Genomic DNA, 19,364 nt, shown 5'->3' on the forward strand with positions numbered 1-19,364 from the left:
TTGCTCTTAGCGCCGGGGAGCCGCAACGGAATCGCGGCTAACCAGGGGACAGCCCAGGATGGTCGGGTGAACGGCCATCAGGGAAAGGTCGGTTTTCCCCTCCACGGCGTCTATCAGGTGCTCGGTGGCCCATGCACCCATTTCGTAGTGGGGCAGGGCCACGGTGGTGAGCCCCGGGTGGAGATTGGCCGCGATCAGCTCCTGGTCATCAAAGCCGACGACGGAAAGATCGTCAGGGATGGCTAGGCCCAGCTCGGCGGCGGCGCGGTAGGCTCCCATGGCCATGCGATCGTTATAGCAGAACAGTGCCGTCGGCACGTCGGCACGGTCGTCCCTGGTCAACATCCGCTTGGCCGCCTCGTAGCCACCGTGCACTTCCGAGACATCGGACTCCACCGGCGCCCCATCGCCGTCGAGCCCTGCCTCATCCAACGTGGCCCGGAAGGCCCGGAGACGCTGGCGCGTGGCGGGGACGTCGTCGGTGTTGTTCAGGAAACCGATCCGCTCGTGCCCCGCCGCCAGGAGGGCCTGCACTGCTGCCCGCGCACCGCCTTCCTCGTCCGGAATCACCGCAGTGATGTCTCCGCCGGTGGCCACGGAGTCCACCAGCACGGAGGGTACGGTGCCAAGGTTGGCGGGCAGGTCCACGTTGCGGTGGTACATGGTGGCGTAGAGGATGCCGTCCACGCGGCGCTCCAGGAGGGCTTCGACGTCGGTCTGCCTTGATTCGAGGCTGGCCGAGCCGGAGGTGTTGATGATCATGAGGCCGTACCCGCGGGCTTTGGCGGCCTCGTCGGCACCCAGGATGATGCGGCCGGCGTGGGGCGTCGTGGCGATGTCCTCGCTCACCAGGCCCAGCATGCCGGTCCGCTGTGTCCGCAGGGCCTGGGCAAGTCGGTTCGGGCCGTAGCCCAGTTCCTCCGCTGCGGACCTCACCTTGTCCCTGGTTTCGGGGCTGATCCGGGCGTAGGAAACCTCGTTGAGGACGTGGGAGACAGTTGTCACCGAGACCCCCGCGGCGATGGCCACGTCCTTGATGCCGATGTTCCTGTTGCTCATCTGTGTCCCACGTCCTTATGGTTTGTGATGCCCACTGGGGTTACCAGTAGGCTACTCGTTTGCTGCCGGCCTAACCTTTGACGGCGCCGAGCGTCATTCCTGCCACGATCCTGCGCTGCAGGAGCAGCGTCAGCACAATTACCGGGATGGAGTAGACAGCGGCCAGCGCCGTCATGGATCCCCAGTCCAGGCCGAACTGGGTCTGGAAGTTCGCGATCACCACGGGCGTTGTCTGGGAGCGGATGGCGGTCATCAGGAGGGCGAAGAGGAACTCGTTCCAGGAGGCCAGGAAGGCGAAGATCGCCGTGACGGCGATGCCGCCGGAGACCACCGGGATGACCACCCGCCACAGCGCTCCGAGCCTGCTGCACCCGTCCACGGTCGCCGCCTCCTCCAGGTCCTGCGGAACGGCTTCGAAGAAGCTGGACATCAGCCAGATGGAGAGCGGCAGGGAAATGGTGGTGTGGGCGATGGACAGCGCGATGGGGGTATCGGCCAAGCCCACGGACCCCATCATGGAGGCCAGCGGAATACCGATTGCCACCGGTGGGACCATGCGCGTCACCAGGGCAGCCATGATGAAGATCCGGCCGCTCAGCGTCTTGTACCGGGTGATGCCGTAGGCGGCGGGAACCGCCAGGACCAGGGAGAGCACGGTGCTGATGATTGCCGTCTGGATGCTGTTGATGAACGACGCCGGCACGCCGCTGCGGCCCAGGGCGTTGGCGTAGTTCTCCAGCGTCCATTCCCTTGGAAGGATGGTGGGCGGCACGGCGATGGTGTCGATCGGGGTCTTGAAGGACGTGAACAGCAGGTACAGGAACGGGAATCCGTAGAGAACCATGGCTGCCGCGAGGAGGATCCACAGCAGGGTCCTGGTGCTGCGCCGGCCCGCTTCCAGGCCTTCCCGGTTGGTGCTGCGGCGCTTGCGGGGCGGGACGACGACGGGACGTGCGGAAGGTGCCGCGGCCGCCCCGGCCGGGGTCCCGGCGTCGTGCTTGGCTCGTTCAGCGAGGCGCATCAGGTGTCCTTTCCTGGCCGCCAGATGGTGGCCACCGCGAAGAATGCGACGGCGAGCATCGCCAGCAGGTAGATGGTGCCCATGGCGCTGGCCAGGCCCGGATCGCCGAAGCGGATCATGGTGCGGTAGATCAGCAGGCTCATGGTTTCCGACGCCGATTGCGGGCCGCCGTTGGTCTGGATGAGGATGGTGTCGAAGGCCCTGGCCGCGTCGATGCCGCGGACCACCAGCGCGACGGCGATCACCGGCCGCAGCAGGGGCAGGATGATGCGGAACAGCAGGGCCGGCGCGCGGGCGCCGTCCAGCCGCGCCGCCTCGATGAGGTCGCCAGGGATGTTCTGCAGTCCGGCGAAGAGCACCAGGCACATGAACGAGGTGGTCAGCCAGATGTCCGGAATGGCCACTGAGTAGAGCACGATGCCGGGGTCGGACAGCCAGCCGATCTGGTTGGGGTTGTCCAGGATGCCCGCCTGGTGCAGGAGGGTTCCGATGAGGCCGAAGTTGTCGATCATCAGGAACTTCCACAGCAGCCCTGCCACGATCGGGGCGATCATGAGCGGGTACATGAACACCGTCCGCCAGATCTGGGAGCTGCGGCCCAGCATGGTGAACAGCAGGGCCATGCCCAGGCCAAGGGCGAACTCGAGGGTGACCACCACCAGGGTGTAGGCCAGGGTCCGCCAGCCCGCTCCCGTGAAGGCCTCGGACGCGAAGGCGCGGAAGTAGTTGTCCAGGCCCACGAAGTCGCGGGGGCCGCCGGCGATCGGGGAGATCTTGTAGAAGCTGTCCGCCACCAGGCGGAACAGTGGGAAGGCCACGAATATTGCCAGGAACAGCGCCGCTGGTGTCATCAGGAACAATGCGAAGCGGCGGTCGGAGATGCGCACGGTTTTCTCTTCCGCTGGTTGGGGCCGCGGCCGGCACCGGTGTGTGCAAGTGCCGGCCGCGGGGGTCTTACTTGAGGAGGTCCTCGATCTGCTTCTTGGCGTCGGCGAGGAGGGCGGCGGAGTCACCGCCGGCAACGGCCTTCTGCAGCATGGGCACCAGGACGGTGTCCACGATCTGCTGCCACTTCTCGGTGGCCGGACGGGTGGCCGTGGCTTCACCGTTGAGGGTGTCGATCAGCGGCTTGAAGCTTTCGTACCCTTCCTTGTCCTGGTACTTCTCGAAGGCGGAGATACGGGAGGCCAGGCCCAGGCTGGACTCGACGCCCAGGCTGTTGTGGTCGTAGGCACACTGCACGAACTTCTTGGCCGCGTCCGTGTTCTTGGTGGCCTTGGGGACGGTGAGGTACCAGGGGCCCGGGACGCCTCCGATGCCGGCGGATCCGGCGATCATGGGGGCTGCGCCCACCTTGCCCGCCACCGGGGAGTCCTTGGGGATCTGCCGGTAGGCGTGGGCCCAGAAGCGGGTCATGGCCGTCTGGCCCTGGTTGAACAGGTTCTGTGCCGCGGCCCAGTCCACCTGCGCTGCGCCGGCGGGTGCGTACTTGGCCAGTCCAACGTAGAAGTCCAGGGCTTCCTTGTGGGCGGCGTTGTCGATCACCACCTTGTCGCCGTCAAGGACCATGGGCGAACCAGCCTGCAGGACGTGGGCCAGCCATTCGGTTTCCACACCGCCCTTGACGTCGGTGCCGTACATGCCGTCCCTGGTGAAGAACTCGGAGATGTCCTGGTACTGCTTCCAGGTGGTGGGGGCAGCCAGTTCGTAGCCGTACTTGGCCTGGAAGCCGGCCTTGTTCTTTTCGTCCTCGAACAGGTCCTTGCGGTACAGGATGATTTCAGCGTTGGTCCAGGCAGGCAGACCGATGAAGTGCCCGTCTACATTGGCTTCCTTGACCAGGGCCGGGAAGATGTCCTTCTTCGCCTCCTCGGTGAAGATTTCGTCGATGGGCTGGAGGGCGTCCTTGAAGCTGGGCAGCCACACGGAGTCCAAGGCGGCGACGTCGAAGGAGACGTTGCCGGAGGAGAATTCGCTGGAGAGCCGGTTGAACATGCCGTCGTAGGGAAGTTCGACGAAGTTGACGTCTACGCCGGCGTCCTTCTTGCACTGCTCGGCTACGCCGGTCAGTTCGGCGTGGCCGCCAGCCTCGACGAGGACGTTGACGGTGCTGGTTCCGGAGCTTTGGGACGATGCGGCGGGGCCTCCTGCGCCGCATGCCGAAGCCGTCAGTGCGACGGCGGTGCAGATGCCGCCGACGGCGAGCCTGCTGATGTATTTACGAGTGGACATCGCTGTCGACTCACTTTCTCTTGAACGGAAATGGTGAGAATGCTTCAGCTGCTGACAAATCGTTTTGCCAAAACGACTTGGCATAAACTTAGAACCGCTTTGAAAGCGTGTCAAGGGATGCCTCCCAAGATTCACGCCGTGACTGTGGGGATGACGGTGACCCGCCTCCCACCTGCGGCGGAGGGCGGACACCTCTGCCCGCCGCTACGCCGACAGGGAACTTTTGCCCGGAACCATGCGTGATCTACTGCGGACGGTGTATAGCTAGAAGCTGACGCAGCACCATCACGCGCGCAGAGTACTCGCCGTGCAGCACTACCGGAAGGGACGGGGCCAGCCCCCGAACAGATGAAAGCTAAGAACTTCTTCAAGGGCCCGGGCATCTGGATCGTCGTTGTGGTCGGCCTGCTCCTGGTGGCTTTTGCAACGCTGGCTCCCGGCGGTGCCGCACGGATCGATACGGACAAGGGCCTGGAGCTGCTTGCCGGCAACGATGTCGAGCAGGCAAAGATCTTCGACGGTGAAAACCGCGTCGACCTGGTCCTGAAGGAGAACCTGGAGGTGGACGGCCAGGACAAAGGCAAGAACGTGCAGTTCTTCTTTGTGGATGCCCGCGCCGAAGCCGTGGTGGATGCCGTCAGCGACGCCAAGCCTGAACAGGGCTTCACCGACCAGCCCATCGAGAACAACTGGTTCTCCGGACTGCTTTCGCTCCTGATCCCCGTACTCCTGCTCGGCGCCCTCTTCTGGTTCCTGATGACCCGCATGCAGGGCGGCGGCTCCAAGATCATGCAGTTCGGCAAGTCCAAGGCCAAGATGGTCAGCAAGGACATGCCGCAGGTGACGTTCGCGGATGTGGCGGGTTCGGACGAGGCCGTGGAGGAACTCCAGGAGATCAAGGAGTTCCTGCAGGAACCGGCCAAGTTCCAGGCTCTCGGCGCCAAAATCCCCAAGGGCGTGCTGCTCTACGGCCCTCCGGGCACCGGCAAGACCCTGCTGGCCCGGGCCGTGGCCGGTGAAGCGGGCGTTCCGTTCTTCTCCATTTCCGGTTCGGACTTCGTGGAGATGTTCGTCGGTGTGGGTGCCTCCCGCGTCCGGGACCTGTTTGAGCAGGCCAAGGCCAACTCACCGGCCATCATCTTCGTGGACGAAATCGACGCCGTCGGCCGGCACCGCGGCGCCGGCATCGGCGGCGGCAACGACGAACGCGAACAGACCCTGAACCAGCTCCTGGTGGAGATGGACGGCTTCGACGTCAAAACCAACGTCATCCTCATCGCCGCCACCAACCGCCCCGACGTGCTGGACCCCGCGCTGCTGCGTCCCGGCCGCTTCGACCGGCAGATCGGCGTGGAAGCCCCGGACCTGATTGGCCGCAACCAGATCCTGCAGGTGCACGCCAAGGGCAAGCCGATGGCGCCCGGAGTGGACCTCAAGGCCGTGGCGAAGAAGACCCCCGGCTACACCGGTGCCGACCTGGCCAACGTCCTGAACGAGGCCGCGCTGCTGACCGCCCGCTCCAACGCCAACCTGATCGACGACCGCGCGCTGGATGAAGCCATTGACCGCGTCATGGCCGGCCCGCAGAAACGCAGCCGCGTCATGAAGGAGCACGAACGCAAGATCACCGCGTACCACGAAGGCGGGCACGCCCTCGTCGCAGCCGCACTGCGGAACTCCGCCCCGGTCACCAAGATCACCATCCTTCCCCGTGGCCGCGCCCTGGGCTACACCATGGTGGTCCCGGACAACGACAAGTACTCCGTGACCCGCAACGAATTGCTTGACCAGATGGCCTACGCCATGGGGGGCCGAGTGGCCGAGGAGATCGTGTTCCACGACCCCTCCACCGGCGCGTCCAATGACATCGAAAAGGCCACCGGCACCGCGCGGAAGATGGTCACCGAATACGGCATGAGCGAACGCGTGGGCGCTGTCCGGCTGGGCCAGGGCGGCGGCGAACCGTTCCTGGGCCGCGACGCCGGCCACGAGCGCAACTACTCGGACCAGATCGCCTACGTAGTGGATGAGGAAGTCCGCCGCCTCATCGACCAGGCCCATGACGAGGCCTATGCCATTCTCACCGAGAACCGGGACGTCCTGGACCGGCTGGCCCTGGAACTGCTGGAACGCGAAACGCTGAACCAGGCCGAGATCGCCGACATCTTCAGGGACATCCGAAAGCGCGACTTCCGCGAGGTGTGGCTGTCCAAGGAGAGCCGCCCGGTCCAGATGGCGGGCCCCGTGGAGTCCCGCCAGGAAAGGGCGGAGCGGGAGGCCCAGGAGGAGGCAAAGAAGGCCCGCCTGGACGAGCCGCTGGACGCCCAGCCGCCGCACGCGCAGGGTGTTCCGGAGGACGCGCCATTCGATGGCGGCATCCCCGACTCGGGGCCCGACACCCATCACGGCTAAGCTTTTCCTGTGACCCACTTCGACGACGACGACGTTCCCTCCTCCGCCGGCTACCCGGCGCCGGGCGAATCCCACCCCGCAAAGCACCACAAAGTGGACCGCCCCCGAATTGAGGCCGCCGTCCGCGAGATCCTCCTGGCCATTGGCGAGGACCCTGACCGCGGCGGCCTGGTTGACACCCCGAAACGGGTGGCCAAGGCGTATGCGGAGGTCTTTGCCGGCCTGCACCTGGATCCGGCAGATGTCCTGGGAACCACGTTCGACCTGGACCACGAGGAACTGGTCCTGGTCAAGGACATCCCGTTCTATTCCACGTGTGAGCACCACTTGGTGCCGTTCCACGGGGTGGCGCACGTGGGCTACATTCCCTCGCATGACGGCAAGGTCACCGGACTGAGCAAGCTGGCCCGGCTGGTGGACATCTACGCCCGCCGTCCCCAGGTGCAGGAGCGCCTCACCACTGAAATCGTCGAGGCGATGGTCCGCCACCTGCAGCCGCGGGGCGCCATCGTCGTTGTTGAATGCGAACACATGTGCATGTCAATGCGCGGCATCCGCAAGCCCGGAGCCAAGACCGTCACCAGTGCGGTCCGCGGGCAGCTTCATGACCCGGCCACCCGCGCCGAAGCCATGAGCCTCATTCTCGGAAGGTAACCATCTGACCATGGATTCACTCGCTGCAGCCCCCGGCACGGGGCCCGCAACCTCGCCGCTGCCCATCCTGCGCAAACCGCGCCCGGCAGCGCGCTTCGAAGACCTGCCCACGGACCGCACCCTGGTCATGGGGATCCTGAATGTCACCCCTGACTCCTTCAGCGACGGCGGCAAGCACGCCACCGCGGACACCGCCATAGCGGCGGGGCTGCGGATGTTCTACGCGGGCGCGGACATCATCGACGTCGGCGGGGAATCCACCCGGCCGGGCGCCGAGGACGTCAACCCCGAAGAGGAACAGCGCCGCGTCATCCCGCTCATCGAGGCCTTGGTCAAGGCCGGCGCCCTCGTCAGCATCGACACCACGCACGCCTCCACCGCGGCCGCCGCCCTCGAAGCCGGCGCCGCCATCATCAACGACGTCTCGGGCCTGACCATCGAACCGGAAATGGTTGAGCTCGTGGCCGCGAAGAAGGTCCCGTACATCCTCACCCACCGGCGCGGCGACGCCCGCACCATGAACTCGCTGGCCGAGTACACCGATGTTGCCGGCGAGGTGGTCGCTGAACTCTCCGGCGTCCGCGACAAGCTGTACGCGGCAGGCGTCACCCCCGACCAGCTCATCGTTGACCCCGGCCTGGGTTTCGCGAAGAACGACGACCAGAACTGGGAACTCCTGCAGAACCTGGACCAGCTGGCCGCCATGGGACATCGGGTCCTGGTGGCAGCCTCCCGGAAGCGCTTCCTCGGCACCCTCCTGACCGTTTCGGGCAAGGCCGCTGCTCCGGAGGAACGCGATGGCGCCACGGCAGCCATCACCGCCATTTCCGCCGCGCGCGGCGCCTGGGCCGTGCGGGTGCACAACGTCGGGCCCAGCCTTGACGCTGTCAAGGTCGCCGGCCGCATGTCCCCGCCGCGCGCCGCCGTCTAAGCACGCGCCCATGGACAGGATTACGCTGACCGGTGTGACCGCCGTCGGGCATCACGGGGTGTTTGATTTTGAACGCCGCGAGGGCCAGCCTTTTGTTGTGGACGCAGTGCTGTACCTGGACTTCGCGAAGGCTGCGGAGTCCGACGATGTCCGCGACACCGCGCATTACGGCGAGGTGGCGCAGCGTATTACTGACTGGATCACGGGCGAGCCGCTGAACCTGATCGAAGGCCTGGCCGCGAAGATCGCCGAAAGCCTGCTGGCGGAATTCCGGCTGCAGGCGGTGGACGTCACCGTGCACAAGCCGCAGGCGCCCATCGAGGTTCCGTTCGGCGACGTCTCCGTGTCCGTGCACCGGGAACAGCCTGCCCAGGGGGAAGCGCCATGACCACGGGGTACGTGAAGGCGGTCCTGGCCCTGGGCAGCAATCTCGGTGAGCGCAACGACACCCTCACCGGGGCCGTCGCGGACCTCGTGGACCCGCCGGAAGTCCGCCTGCTCGCGGTGTCCCCAGTGGTGCAGACCAAAGCGGTGGGCGGCCCTCCCGGCCAGCCCGACTTCCTGAACATGGTGGTCACGGTGGAGACCAGCCTGACCCCCCTCGAGCTGCTGGCCCACTGCCAGGCAGTGGAAAACAAACATCACCGCGTGCGGGAGGTGCACTGGGGTCCGCGGACGCTGGATGTGGACATCGTCACCTACGGCGACATCACCAGCGACGATCCCGTCCTGACCCTGCCCCATCCGCGGGCAGCCGGGCGGGCGTTCGTGCTGTATCCCTGGTCGCTGATCGAGCCGGCAGCCACCCTGAACGGGGAACGCATCAGCGTCCTTGCCGCACAGGCCCCGGACTTCGGCGACCTGGCGCCCTTTGACGGGTTTGGCGACTTCGACGGCGTCCCCACGGCGGGAGCGGTGGAGGAACGATGAAACCGATCAACCCGCTGCGCCTCATCCTGATCGGGATCATCGTCGCCGTGGCCGGGTGGTCCGCCACGGTTCTGACCAGCCGCTACGGGCTCGCCACGCCTGTCCTGCCAGCCACCGCGCTGGCCACCATGGCCGTGATCGTGGTGATCACCCTGGTCCTCGGGCTGAAAATCCTGCGGTGGCGCAACGCCAACAAGCCGGAGAGCAAGACCAAAAAAACGGTGCTGGACCCGCTCCTGGCGGCCCGCACCCTGGTCCTGGCACAGGCCTGCGCCTACGCGGGCGCTGTGCTCCTGGGCTGGCACGTGGGAATCTTCCTGGACCAGGTGCGGATCTGGAGCCTGAACACCAACCAGGGCATCATGTGGCTGGCGCTTGCCATGGCTGCCGGCGGCCTGGTGATGATCGGCGTCGGCCTGGTGGTGGAGCGGATCTGCAGGATTCCTCCCGAGGACGGCGACGCCACCGGGCTCGAGGGCAAGCCGAAACGGCATGTGCGGGGCGAGACCACCGGGGAGGGCGGCTATGCCTACGGAGGCGATTGATCCGCCGGGCATCACCTGGCAGCGGGTCTCGCCGAAGTACGTCACGGTCCGCGTCCTGCAGTGGGCGTTAGGCAACCTCGCCCTGGTGCTGCTGCTGTCCCTGCCACTGCTGTTCGTGCTGCTGGGCTGGTGGGACTGGCCGCCGCTGTGGCTCGTGGCCGCGGTGCCGGCTGTGTTTCTCGCGACAGCGGTCTGGAAGCTGCTGCTGATCCCGCGCCAGGTCCGGGCCATCGGCTACGCGGAACGCGACGACGACCTGCTGGTCCGTTCCGGCATCTTCTTCCAGCGCACCCTGGCCGTGCCATACGGCCGGATGCAGTACGTGGACATCGCGGTAGGTCCCGTGGAAAGCGGGCTCGGCCTGTGCACGCTGAAGCTCCACACGGCCGCGCCCGGCACCAACGCGCAGATTCCTGGCCTTCCTGCCGCGGAAGGAGCACGCCTGCGGGAGCAGCTCGCCGCCCGCGGCGAGGCCAGGCTGGCAGGGCTGTGACCGCTGGCAGCGGTGCGGCCCACAGTGGAGCCACTACCAGTGCGTCCGACGGCGAGTGGCTGCGCGTCCATCCCGCGTCGCCTTTTATCCGGGGCTGGCTGGCGCTGGCCGCGATCGGTTTCTTCTTCGGACGGGACTTCGTGGAGCGCGCACTGCAGGGCGGCCCCGTGTTCGAGGACGGTTTCGAAGGCCGGGCGCCGTGGCTGCTGGCCGGCGGCGGTACGGTCCTGCTTCTCGCGGTGCTCGGCTTCATCCTCACCTGGTACTTCACCCGGTACCAGGTGTCCGGAGGCTTTGTCCGGGTGAACACCGGTTTCATTTTCCGGCAGCAGCGCCAGGCCAGGCTGGACCGGGTCCAGGCGATCGATATCGAACAGCCCCTGCTCGCCCGGATCTTCGGCCTGGCCGAACTCAAGTTCGAGGTGGCCGACGCCGGCGAATCAGCGGTGCGGCTGTCCTACCTGAAGATTGCCGAGGCCCGGCAGCTCCGGGCCACCATTCTGGCCCGCGCGTCCGGGGCGCATCCCAGCGGCCACAGCGAAGCCGGCCCCGCGCCCGAGGCGCCCGAGCACCCGGTGCTGGCCGTGCCGCCGTCGCGCCTTGCAGGTTCGCTGCTGCTAAGCGAGCAGAGCGCACTGGTGTTCCTGGGCGCCGTGGCGTCCGTGATGCTGTCCGCGCTGACGGAAAACCAGGGTTTCTACCTCTACCTCATCCCCGCCGCACTCGGGCTGGGGGCCAGCTATTGGCGCTTGTTCAACAAGGGCTACAACTTCACGGCGGCAGTTTCGCCGGACGGGATCAGGCTGCGCTACGGACTGCTGGACACCCAGGCGCAGACGCTGCCGCCGGGACGGATCCAGGCACTGAGGATTGTGCAGTCGCCGCTGTGGCGGGCCCTGGGCTGGTATCGGATGCAGGTGAACGTGGCCGGCTATGGCGCGGCAGACAACGCCGGTGAGGGTTCCTCCCGGACCACGCTGCTGCCGGTCGGGCAGTTGGACCACGTCCTGGCCATGCTCGCCCTGGTGCTGCCGGATCCCGGAACGCCGCGGGCGGTGGAGGTTTTCGGGGCCGGACTGGCGGGGCTCGATTCCGACGGCGGTTTCGTCACCACGCCGCGGCGGGCCAGGTTCCTGGCGCCGTTCGGTTGGCGGCGGAACGGCTTCACGGCCACGGACACGGCGCTGCTGATCCGTTCGGGGCGCTGGTGGCGGGAGCTGGTGGTGGTCCCGCACCAGCGCACGCAGTCGATCGCGCTGCAGCAGGGCCCGCTTGCGCGCCGGTTCCGCGTGGCGGACCTGGTGCTGCACACCACCGCGGGGCCGGTTTCGCCCCGGCTGGTGCAGGCCGGCGTGGAGCAGGCGCGGGCCCTGTTTGACCAGCAGTCTGCCCGGGCCCGGCTGGCGCGGAAGCGCCAAACCACGGAGCAGTGGCTGGCGCAGGTGACACCGCCCGAATCCCCTTTGAACCCTTTGCAGGAAGGCCCGCAACATGGCTAAACCGGGACGCCTCGGCGTCGGAATCGTTGGTGCTGGGAAGGTGGGCGCCGTCCTCGGTGCCGCCCTGCGCGCGGCGGAACACGCCGTCGTCGGGGTTTCCGCAGTGTCCGAGGCGAGCCGCGAACGGGCGGAAGCGCTGCTCCCGGGAGTCCCCGTCCTGGACGTGCGGGACATCGTGGAACGCGCGGAGCTGGTGCTCCTGGCCGTCCCCGACGACGCCCTGCCCGAGCTGGTGGACGGGCTCGCCAAGCTCGGCGCCTGGCAGCCCGGCCAACTGGTTGCGCACACGTCAGGACGCTTCGGCGTGGGCGTGCTGCACCCGGTGCGGGCGGCCGGGGCGGTGCCGCTGGCCCTGCATCCCGCCATGACCTTTACGGGAATGAGCCTGGACCTGACGCGGCTGCTTGACTGCACCTTCGGTGTCACCGCGGACGCCGCCATGCTGCCCATCGCCCAGGCGCTGGTGGTGGAGATGGGCGCCGAACCCGTCGCCATCGCCGAAGCGGACCGCACCCTTTACCACGCAGCCCTGGCACATGGTTCGAACCACCTGGTCACCCTGGTGGCGCAGGCATCGCAGCTGCTGCGGGAGGTGGGCGTCGAGCAGCCCGAGCGGATGCTGGGGCCGCTGTTGCGGGCCACGCTGGAGAACGCGCTCGCCTCGGGGGAGTCCGCGCTGACCGGCCCGGTGGCGCGCGGAGACGTGGGAACCGTAGCCGCGCATGCGGCGGCTTTGCGGGAGTACGACGCCGGCGGGCAAGGTGACATCCTCGAGGCGTACCTTGCGATGGCGCGCGCCACGGCCCGCCGCGCCGAGGGGCGCGGCCTGCTGAAGAAGGACCAGATGAACGGCCTGAACGAGGCCCTTGACGGTAAGGACGATTGATGCCCATCCGCCTCGCCACCACCGTGGCTGACCTCCGCGCCCAGGGTACCGCGCTCCTGGGCTCCCGGCAGGGAACCTCCCAGGGGCTGGTGCCCACCATGGGCGCACTCCACGAGGGCCATGCCGCCCTGGCGCGCACCGCCGTCGAACAGAATGACGTGGTGGTGGCCACCATCTTCGTGAACCCGCTGCAGTTCGGCGACGCCGTGGACCTGGGCCGGTACCCGCGCACGCTCGAGGCGGACCTGGAACTGCTGGAGGCGCAGGGCGTGGACCTGGTGTTCGCGCCCGCGGTGGAGGAGGTGTACCCGGGCGGTGAACCCCTGGTCCGGGTCACCTCCGGCAGGCTGGGGGAAAAGTGGGAAGGCGCCTCCCGGCCCGGGCACTTCGACGGGGCGCTCACCGTGGTGGCCAAGCTGCTGCACTATGGGCTTCCCGCGGCCGGGCTGCCTGACGGATCCGGGCAGCCTGCGTACCGGGCATACTTCGGGCAGAAGGATGCCCAGCAGCTGGCGCTGGTGCGCCGGATGGCAGCCGACCTGAGCTTCCCGGTGGAGATCGTGGGTGTTCCCACGGTCCGGTCTTCCGAGGGATTGGCCCTGTCCAGCCGCAACCGCTTCCTGTCCGACGCCGAGCGCGACGCCGCGCTGGTCCTTTCCCGGGCGCTGCGGCTGCTTGAGTCACGCGCAGCAGCGCGGGAGCCGCTGGACCTGGATTCCGCCGTGGCCATGGTGGAGTCCCAGCCGCTGGTGGAGCTGGACTACTTCGACGTGGTGGATCCGGTGACGCTGGAGCCGCTGGCCGAAAACTGCCGGGACACCCCGTTCCGCGGCGAGGCGCTGGCGCTGATCGCGGCCAGGGTGGGCCCGGTGCGGCTGATCGACAACGTGCCGCTGAGTTCATAGCGGCTGAGCATGGAAGAGGGCGCCGTCCCAAGGGGAAGGCGCCCTGATCCGTGCTCCGGCTTCGCGTGCTTAGCGCCCGGTTTCCTGCTTCGACTTGTACAGCTCAGGCCGGGCAAGCGACAGCGAACGTTCCTGCTGGCGCTCCAACCCGGTGAGGCTCAAGTCCAGATCGGCCCGAAGGATGGCGTCGCCGTGGCCCGCCGAAGCGAGGACATGGCCCCGCGGGTCGGTGATCAGGGAGTGGCCGCAGAAGCCGTTTCCGTTGAGGTTGGCAGCGACCACGAAGATCTGGTTGTCCTGCGCCCGCGCCCTGGAGCGCAGGGTCAGCAGGTGATCGTAACCGTCGCCCACCGCCGAAGGGATGACGATGATCTGGGCCCCCTCCATGGCGAGGGTGGTGGCGATTGCCGGGAAGGCATGCTCAAAGCAGATCTGCGGCCCGAGGAGGCCGGCCGGGGTGGGCACCACGAACAGTTCGTTGCCGGGCTTGAACCGGTCGAACTCCGTGGGGAACAGGTGGCTCTTGCGGTAGGGCACGGCGTCGCCCGCGGGCGTCACCGTCACAGCCGTGTCGTAGAGGTTGCCGTCCTCACCCCTCTCCAGCAGGCCGACGACGACGGTGAAGTCCTTCTCAGCCGCGATTTCCTTGGTCATCTCGACAGTGGGACCGTCAAGCGGCTCACTGAGCTGCGCACCAATCTCATCGATCATCTTGAGGTCGTAGCCGGAGATGAACAGTTCCGGGGTGACCACCAGGTCGGCGTCGCCCAGGCCAAGCAAGGCATCGCGGTATGCGGCGCGGTTGCCCTCCAGGTCGCCGTTGGGCAGTTCCAGCTGGATGACAGCCGCCCGGACGCTCTGGCCGGATGGTGGGTTCATGGGTCTAACCTTTCACTGCGCCGGCGTAGAGCCCGCGGACGTAATAGCGGTTGAGCAGTGCAAAAAGCAGCAGCGGGGGGATGATGGCGAGGATGGAGCCTGAGGAAATCAGGTCATCCTGGTTCAGCTGGGGCGCCTGGAGGTTTGCCAGGCCAACGGTCAGCGGCCGGTGGTCACTGTCAAGCAGCGTCAGGCCCATCAGGAGGTCGTTCCAGACAAACACGAAGTCGATGATGATGAATGACACGATGCCGGGGACAGCCAGGGGGAGGGCGATCCGCCTGAATGCGTCGAATTCGCTGGCGCCGTCGATCCGTGCCGATTCGAGCACCTCTTCGGGGATCTGGGAGAAGAACCCGATGAGCATGAACAGTGCCCAGCCGGCGCCGAAGGCGGTATGCACCAGGGCGATGCCCAAGAACTGCGCCGGTCCCTCATTCAGGTTGAGGGTCCGGAACCACGGCACCAGCGGGATCAGGATGATCTGTACCGGAACGATCATGGTGGTGATCAGCAGGAAGTACAGGAGGCCCTTGAAGCGGAACTTCATCCGGGCGAAGGCGTAGGCCGCCGACGTTCCCAGAACTACCGTCAGGGCCACTGAACTGACCGAGATGATGAAGCTGTTGAAGGTGTAGGTCGACAGCCCTTCCCGCCAGGCCCGTCCGTAGTTCTCCAGCGTGGCCGTGGAGAAGTCGGCGCGCCACCAGCCGGCACCGCTCTGGTCGAGCGGAAGGATGGAAATCATGGCAGCGGTGGCCACGGGCACCAGCCACAGGATGCTGGCAACGGTCAGGATGCCGTAAAGGGCAAACACAGCCCATTTACTTTGCCTCATTGCTGTTCCTTCAGGGTTGCGCGGATGTAGGGGAGCGAGATGGCAATCATGAAGACCGACATGAGTACGGCAATGGCCGCAGCGAGCCCGCCCTGGGGGGTGTCCAGGTACTGGAACACCTGGCGCCACAGCAGCATGGCAAGCACTTCTGTGTCCTTTGCCGGACCGCCGGCGGTGGTGACCAGGACGATGTCGAATGTCCGCAGCGCGAAGATCACGCTGACCACTGCCACCACCACGATGGAAGGACGGAGGCTGGGGATCACCACGTGGCGGATCAGCTGGGACTGCTTGGCCCCGTCCACGCGGGCCGCGTCAAGCAGTTCACTCGGTACCGAGGTCAGGCCCGCCGTGAAGGTGATGACGCCGAAGCCTGCGAAAGCCCAGACGGCCGGAATGATCACAAACAGGTTGGCAAGGCGCAGGTCCATCGAGCCCAAGTGCAGGACGCCGGGGTTGGAAAGCCACTGGCCAGCGTGAAGTTCAAGCGGGCCCCATGTGAAGGAAGCGTCCTCAAGGCCGAAAAGGGCCAGGAAGGCGTTCAGTACTCCCTTGTTGGGATCGGGATTGTAAATGAAGGACCAGATGATGCCGGCGGCCGAAAGGGAGATGGTCATCGGCAGGATGAAGATGCTCCGGAATATTCCCGAACCCCGCCGGGCATTCCATACCAGGAGGGCGAGGGGAAATGACACCGCCAGGACGAGCGTAGGGAAAACGACCAGCCAGATGGCGCTGTTCAGGGCCGCATTCCAGAAATCAGCACTGGTGAGGGTCGAAGAGTAGTTTTCCAGGCCAACGTATTCCCAGTCGGCCGGGGCATTGATCTGCCACGGGTTGAGCATGCCCCAGGTGAAAAGGCTGGAGGTCACTGTGCTGAACGCGGGCCACAGGTAGAAGCCAAGGAAAACGAGCAGGATGGGACCGATAAAGAGGTAAGGCGTGAGCGCGGAACGGCCCGGCTTTCCCGGCCGGCGGCCGGCCGGGGCCTTCTTGCGGAAGACCCCGGCCCCCTTTTGCACGCTCGTCGTGTCTTCTTTGGGGATGACAGTCACAATTATCCGTTCGAGCGGGTGTCGGCTGTCTTCATGGTTTCGATGAAGGCATCTGCATCCTGGGAGCGCACCAGTTCAACAAGGGCGTTGCGGTACTTGCTCTGCAGCTCGCCGCCGATCCAGTCGTCCAGGTCGTAGCCGGCCCGACCGGCAGCATCCTTCGGCCAGAGCTCAGCCGCGGCCTTGTCGTTGGGCGTGGGGTAGACGCTGGCCGGAACCTTCATGTTGGGGGCGATGTAGCCGCCCTTCTTTGCCCAGATGGTCTGGGCGTCAACGGATCCCAGGTACTCCAGGAATGCCATGGTTGCCACGGGGTTCTTGGACTTCTTGGCTCCGACAAAGAGGTCGCCACTGACAGCCTGCGCCGGCTTTTCGGTTCCCTCGAAGGCGGGCAGGGTGAAGAAGCTGTAATCGGTACCCGGCTTGAGCTTCGAGTCGCAGGAGGGGACGATTCCGTTGACGAATGCGCCGTTGTTGGCGAACGCGTTCTTTCCGGTCACCCAGCCGCAGGTCTCGTCGGAGAAGCCCGTATCCAGGGCGTTCTTGGGCCAGTAGTTGCGGATCATGTCCGCAAGCACCTTGACGCCCTTGGCGATGTCCGCGTCGTCCCAGCCGATTTCACCGCGTGCCAGCTGGTTGAACTTCTCCTCGCCCGCCACGTTCAGGAGGATGGGGTCCATCCACTGGGTGGGAACCCAGACATCCTTGGCGCCGACGCTGAAGGGAGCCTGCCCGGTGGCCTTGTACTTGTCCAGCGTGGCGGTCAGTTCCGACCAGGTTGCCGGCGGGGCGGTCAGACCCAGTGACTTCGCCTTCGCGGTGGTATGCCAGATCAGGCCGTTGACGTTGCCCTTGACGTAGACCGCCTCGGTCTTGTCCTCGGCTCCAGCCGCAATTGCGCGCAGGGAATCGTTGTATTCGCCGTTCTTGATCCATTCATCCCACAGGCTGTTCACCTCCATGAGGAGGCCCTGCTTGGAAAGCTGGCGCACCATGCCGGGCAGCGCCACGGCGGCATCCGGTGGGCTGCCTGCGGCGAACTGCTGGGTCAGGACCGACTGTGTCTGGTCGAACGGTACGCTGTCCACCTTCACGGAGACGTCGGGGTACTTTGCCTCGAAGCCCTCCACCATGGCTCCGAAGGCCTCCGCCTCGGGCCCGCTCCAGTTGGACAGGACGCGGATTTCGCCCGTGGGCGGGCCATCGGTCTTGGTGGACTCGGATCCCGTGCCGCACCCAGTGGCGCCAAAGCCAAGGGCGAGCGTTGCAAAGGCGGCAACAGCTGCGCGGCGCACTCGTAAGTTGATCATCTGTATCTCCGTTGAAGCAGTGGTATTTGTCATTCCGTAGTGACAAATATGAGGTCGCTCACGTGCTGATGTCAAGGCCCAACGGAAGATCGGATGAGGATGATGGAAATTTTGGGGGTTTCGCCGGGGTTGGGGGAGGGCTACTTGGCCGCTACGGGCAGGCCAGTGATCGCCGAGATCAGTTCGGCGGTGTACTCGCTCGCCGCTGCGGGGCTGATCCGGTCCAGGATGATGTCTGCGAGCAGCTTCTGCAGCTGCTGCGAAACGCGGTCGTAGGACGGCACGGCCGGGCGGACCACGGCTCCATCGAGCATCGCTGCCGACTTTCCCAGCAGCGACTCGTCATCGGACACCAGCGGAACTACCGACGTCCGCGTGGGTATCTGTCCCGTAGAGCGCGCCATGCGGGCCTGCGCGTCCGCGGAAAGGAGAGCCCGGATCACGTGAAGGGCGAGGTCCGGCCGCTTGCCTTGCCGGAAGATCCCCAGGGCCATGCCGCCGGCCAGGTTGGCCCGGCTGTCCGAGGGGCCGGCGGGCATCGGGATAAACCCGAACCGGCGCCATGCGCTTTCCTGGTCCAGGCCAGCCGCTCCGGCAAGGGCAGGCAACTCGTAGCTGCCTGCCAGGGCAAAGGCGGCCTGGCCCCGGGCTAGGAGTTGGACGGGGCGCTCACGGGCAAAGTCGACGGACTCCTTCGCGATGGCGCCCTGGGCCACCAGTTCCTGGAGATACTCCAGTGTCTGCACCAGCCGGTCCCGGTCCGGAAGGACGCCGGCCGGCCCAATGATGCGCGCCCCATTAGACGCAAGGAGGGCCAGGAGGCAATACGTTGCGGCCTCGCCGGCCGCCGGTCCGCCAGGCAGGACCAGGGGCGGCGCGGCGTCCTTGCCGGCGAGCAGGTTGCACGCGGCTGCGAGTTCGGCCCAGGTGTCGGGCGGGGCGATTCCGGCAGCGGCCAGGGTTTCCCGGTCGAACCACAGGCCGGCCACGTCGGCTTCGAGCTGGACCGCCACGGAGGCGCCGTCCACAGCCTGGGAGGCGACGAACACCTGGGCAAAAAGCTTTCGGTACTGGTCCCGGGCCCAGCCGGAATCGATGTCATCGATCCTTCGGAAATAGCCGGCGGTAGCGAATTCGGGGACCCATACGGAGTCGACCAGGGCGATGTCCGGAGCCTCGCCGCTCGCCACGGCCTCGGTCAGGTGGTCGTGGAGGTCGCCCAGCGGCACCACGGTCAGCGAGAGTGCGACGTCGGTGGGGGTCTCGGCGCGGATCAGCTTGGCCCAGGGCCCCTCAGGCACCACAGCAGTCAGTTCGCGGACGCCGGCATGCTTTTCGAGCCATTCGGGCGCCACAAATGTGCCCCGCCGTCGATGCCGGACCACCACTCCTTCCGCCGCGAGTGCGGCGAGGGCGCGATGCACCGGGGTCCGGCTCAGCCCATAGGTGGCGCACAACTCCGACTCGGTGGGCAGCTGCCCATCGGCTCCGTAGCGTCCGCTCAGGATCAGCTGAATCAGGTGGGCCTTCAACTGTTCGTAGACAGGAATGGGTCGACTCGGATCGACGGCAGGCCGTTCGGCGGCCATGTGGAACTTCCTTACTCGCAATGATTTCGACGGCGCCAGCAGGCACCCTCCGCCTAAACATCTTTACATCGACCTGGGCTGGTCGGGCGTCTATTGGCGCCAAAGGATTGACAGTGCCCAACTTTT

Annotated in this window: 19 protein-coding genes; 10 read left to right on the top strand and 9 right to left on the bottom strand. The window is 66.5% G+C overall.

What is annotated here, in order from left to right; genetic code table 11:
* Positions 1 to 6 precede the first annotated feature (6 nt).
* The 4 genes from ACFWIX_RS12735 to ACFWIX_RS12750 form a co-directional block, all read right to left on the bottom strand.
* Complete coding sequence (locus ACFWIX_RS12735; protein WP_377216490.1) at positions 7 to 1,059, bottom strand: LacI family DNA-binding transcriptional regulator; 1,053 nt, start codon at positions 1,057 to 1,059, stop codon at positions 7 to 9.
* A gap of 70 nt (positions 1,060 to 1,129) precedes the next feature.
* Positions 1,130 to 2,080 (bottom strand): carbohydrate ABC transporter permease, encoded by a 951-nt coding sequence (locus ACFWIX_RS12740; protein ID WP_377216491.1) that lies wholly within the window; start codon positions 2,078 to 2,080, stop codon positions 1,130 to 1,132.
* Entirely contained in the window at positions 2,080 to 2,967 is an 888-nt protein-coding gene (locus ACFWIX_RS12745) for a carbohydrate ABC transporter permease (RefSeq protein WP_377216492.1), read from the bottom strand. The genes ACFWIX_RS12740 and ACFWIX_RS12745 overlap by 1 nt, the downstream gene beginning before the upstream one ends.
* A gap of 67 nt (positions 2,968 to 3,034) precedes the next feature.
* Positions 3,035 to 4,312, bottom strand: a complete 1,278-nt coding sequence (locus ACFWIX_RS12750) for an ABC transporter substrate-binding protein (RefSeq protein ID WP_377216493.1) — start codon at positions 4,310 to 4,312, stop codon at positions 3,035 to 3,037.
* A 348-nt stretch (positions 4,313 to 4,660) separates the two neighbouring features.
* Between ACFWIX_RS12750 and ftsH the strand changes: the two genes are divergently transcribed.
* Genes ftsH through panC form a run of 10 tightly spaced genes read left to right on the top strand, consistent with a single transcriptional unit; the run spans position 4,661 to position 13,567 of the window.
* Positions 4,661 to 6,724 (top strand): ATP-dependent zinc metalloprotease FtsH, encoded by a 2,064-nt coding sequence (ftsH, locus tag ACFWIX_RS12755; RefSeq protein ID WP_377216494.1) that lies wholly within the window; start codon positions 4,661 to 4,663, stop codon positions 6,722 to 6,724.
* Between the two features lie 9 nt (positions 6,725 to 6,733).
* Positions 6,734 to 7,378 carry a GTP cyclohydrolase I FolE gene (folE, locus tag ACFWIX_RS12760; protein ID WP_377216495.1) on the top strand — a complete coding sequence of 215 codons (645 nt, stop codon included), beginning with the start codon at positions 6,734 to 6,736 and terminating at the stop codon, positions 7,376 to 7,378.
* 10 nt (positions 7,379 to 7,388) lie between these two features.
* Positions 7,389 to 8,309, top strand: coding sequence for a dihydropteroate synthase (gene folP / locus ACFWIX_RS12765; RefSeq protein WP_377216496.1), 921 nt, complete (start codon positions 7,389 to 7,391; stop codon positions 8,307 to 8,309).
* Positions 8,310 to 8,319: 10 nt separating this feature from the next.
* Positions 8,320 to 8,697: a dihydroneopterin aldolase gene (gene folB, locus ACFWIX_RS12770; protein WP_377216497.1), complete on the top strand. Its 378-nt coding sequence runs from the start codon at positions 8,320 to 8,322 to the stop codon at positions 8,695 to 8,697.
* Entirely contained in the window at positions 8,694 to 9,239 is a 546-nt protein-coding gene (gene folK, locus ACFWIX_RS12775; protein WP_377216498.1) for a 2-amino-4-hydroxy-6-hydroxymethyldihydropteridine diphosphokinase, read from the top strand. Before folB ends, folK begins: the two co-directional genes overlap by 4 nt.
* Entirely contained in the window at positions 9,236 to 9,784 is a 549-nt protein-coding gene (locus ACFWIX_RS12780; RefSeq protein ID WP_377216499.1) for a DUF3180 domain-containing protein, read from the top strand. Before folK ends, ACFWIX_RS12780 begins: the two co-directional genes overlap by 4 nt.
* The gene (locus ACFWIX_RS12785; RefSeq protein WP_377216500.1) at positions 9,765 to 10,277 is read left to right on the top strand and encodes a PH domain-containing protein; all 513 of its coding nucleotides are present in this window, start codon (positions 9,765 to 9,767) and stop codon (positions 10,275 to 10,277) included. The genes ACFWIX_RS12780 and ACFWIX_RS12785 overlap by 20 nt, the downstream gene beginning before the upstream one ends.
* On the top strand, positions 10,274 to 11,776 hold the full coding sequence (locus ACFWIX_RS12790; protein WP_377216501.1) for a PH domain-containing protein: 1,503 nt from the start codon (positions 10,274 to 10,276) through the stop codon (positions 11,774 to 11,776). The genes ACFWIX_RS12785 and ACFWIX_RS12790 overlap by 4 nt, the downstream gene beginning before the upstream one ends.
* Complete coding sequence (locus tag ACFWIX_RS12795) at positions 11,769 to 12,662, top strand: Rossmann-like and DUF2520 domain-containing protein (protein ID WP_377216502.1); 894 nt, start codon at positions 11,769 to 11,771, stop codon at positions 12,660 to 12,662. Before ACFWIX_RS12790 ends, ACFWIX_RS12795 begins: the two co-directional genes overlap by 8 nt.
* Positions 12,662 to 13,567: a pantoate--beta-alanine ligase gene (panC, locus tag ACFWIX_RS12800; protein ID WP_377216503.1), complete on the top strand. Its 906-nt coding sequence runs from the start codon at positions 12,662 to 12,664 to the stop codon at positions 13,565 to 13,567. Before ACFWIX_RS12795 ends, panC begins: the two co-directional genes overlap by 1 nt.
* 69 nt (positions 13,568 to 13,636) lie before the next feature.
* On the opposite strand, the gene ACFWIX_RS12805 is transcribed toward panC, so the two are convergent.
* The 5 genes from ACFWIX_RS12805 to ACFWIX_RS12825 form a co-directional block, all read right to left on the bottom strand.
* A complete protein-coding gene (locus ACFWIX_RS12805) occupies positions 13,637 to 14,446 on the bottom strand; it encodes a carbon-nitrogen hydrolase family protein (protein WP_377216504.1) in 810 nt (269 codons plus the stop codon).
* Positions 14,447 to 14,450: 4 nt separating this feature from the next.
* Complete coding sequence (locus ACFWIX_RS12810) at positions 14,451 to 15,284, bottom strand: carbohydrate ABC transporter permease (protein ID WP_377216505.1); 834 nt, start codon at positions 15,282 to 15,284, stop codon at positions 14,451 to 14,453.
* Positions 15,281 to 16,339 carry a carbohydrate ABC transporter permease gene (locus ACFWIX_RS12815; RefSeq protein WP_377216506.1) on the bottom strand — a complete coding sequence of 353 codons (1,059 nt, stop codon included), beginning with the start codon at positions 16,337 to 16,339 and terminating at the stop codon, positions 15,281 to 15,283. The genes ACFWIX_RS12810 and ACFWIX_RS12815 overlap by 4 nt, the downstream gene beginning before the upstream one ends.
* A 2-nt stretch (positions 16,340 to 16,341) precedes the next feature.
* Positions 16,342 to 17,649, bottom strand: a complete 1,308-nt coding sequence (locus tag ACFWIX_RS12820) for an extracellular solute-binding protein (protein ID WP_377216507.1) — start codon at positions 17,647 to 17,649, stop codon at positions 16,342 to 16,344.
* A gap of 140 nt (positions 17,650 to 17,789) precedes the next feature.
* On the bottom strand, positions 17,790 to 19,238 hold the full coding sequence (locus ACFWIX_RS12825) for an extracellular solute-binding protein (RefSeq protein ID WP_377216508.1): 1,449 nt from the start codon (positions 19,236 to 19,238) through the stop codon (positions 17,790 to 17,792).
* Positions 19,239 to 19,364: the final 126 nt, after the last annotated feature.

Origin of the sequence: Pseudarthrobacter sp. NPDC058362 (assembly GCF_042723515.1) — a bacterium.
Taxonomy (GTDB): domain Bacteria; phylum Actinomycetota; class Actinomycetes; order Actinomycetales; family Micrococcaceae; genus Arthrobacter.

Bases quoted from the DNA above. Each gene is read 5' to 3' on its own strand.
- ACFWIX_RS12795 (WP_377216502.1), top strand. From the start codon at position 11,769: ATGGCTAAACCGGGACGCCTCGGCGTCGGAATCGTTGGTGCTGGGAAG.
- ACFWIX_RS12810 (WP_377216505.1), bottom strand. From the start codon at position 15,284: ATGAGGCAAAGTAAATGGGCTGTGTTTGCCCTTTACGGCATCCTGACC.
- folB (WP_377216497.1), top strand. From the start codon at position 8,320: ATGGACAGGATTACGCTGACCGGTGTGACCGCCGTCGGGCATCACGGG.
- ACFWIX_RS12740 (WP_377216491.1), bottom strand. From the start codon at position 2,080: ATGCGCCTCGCTGAACGAGCCAAGCACGACGCCGGGACCCCGGCCGGG.
- ACFWIX_RS12805 (WP_377216504.1), bottom strand. From the start codon at position 14,446: ATGAACCCACCATCCGGCCAGAGCGTCCGGGCGGCTGTCATCCAGCTG.
- ACFWIX_RS12750 (WP_377216493.1), bottom strand. From the start codon at position 4,312: ATGTCCACTCGTAAATACATCAGCAGGCTCGCCGTCGGCGGCATCTGC.
- ACFWIX_RS12735 (WP_377216490.1), bottom strand. From the start codon at position 1,059: ATGAGCAACAGGAACATCGGCATCAAGGACGTGGCCATCGCCGCGGGG.
- folP (WP_377216496.1), top strand. From the start codon at position 7,389: ATGGATTCACTCGCTGCAGCCCCCGGCACGGGGCCCGCAACCTCGCCG.
- ACFWIX_RS12785 (WP_377216500.1), top strand. From the start codon at position 9,765: ATGCCTACGGAGGCGATTGATCCGCCGGGCATCACCTGGCAGCGGGTC.
- ACFWIX_RS12780 (WP_377216499.1), top strand. From the start codon at position 9,236: ATGAAACCGATCAACCCGCTGCGCCTCATCCTGATCGGGATCATCGTC.
- panC (WP_377216503.1), top strand. From the start codon at position 12,662: ATGCCCATCCGCCTCGCCACCACCGTGGCTGACCTCCGCGCCCAGGGT.
- ftsH (WP_377216494.1), top strand. From the start codon at position 4,661: ATGAAAGCTAAGAACTTCTTCAAGGGCCCGGGCATCTGGATCGTCGTT.
- ACFWIX_RS12820 (WP_377216507.1), bottom strand. From the start codon at position 17,649: ATGATCAACTTACGAGTGCGCCGCGCAGCTGTTGCCGCCTTTGCAACG.
- ACFWIX_RS12825 (WP_377216508.1), bottom strand. From the start codon at position 19,238: ATGGCCGCCGAACGGCCTGCCGTCGATCCGAGTCGACCCATTCCTGTC.
- folK (WP_377216498.1), top strand. From the start codon at position 8,694: ATGACCACGGGGTACGTGAAGGCGGTCCTGGCCCTGGGCAGCAATCTC.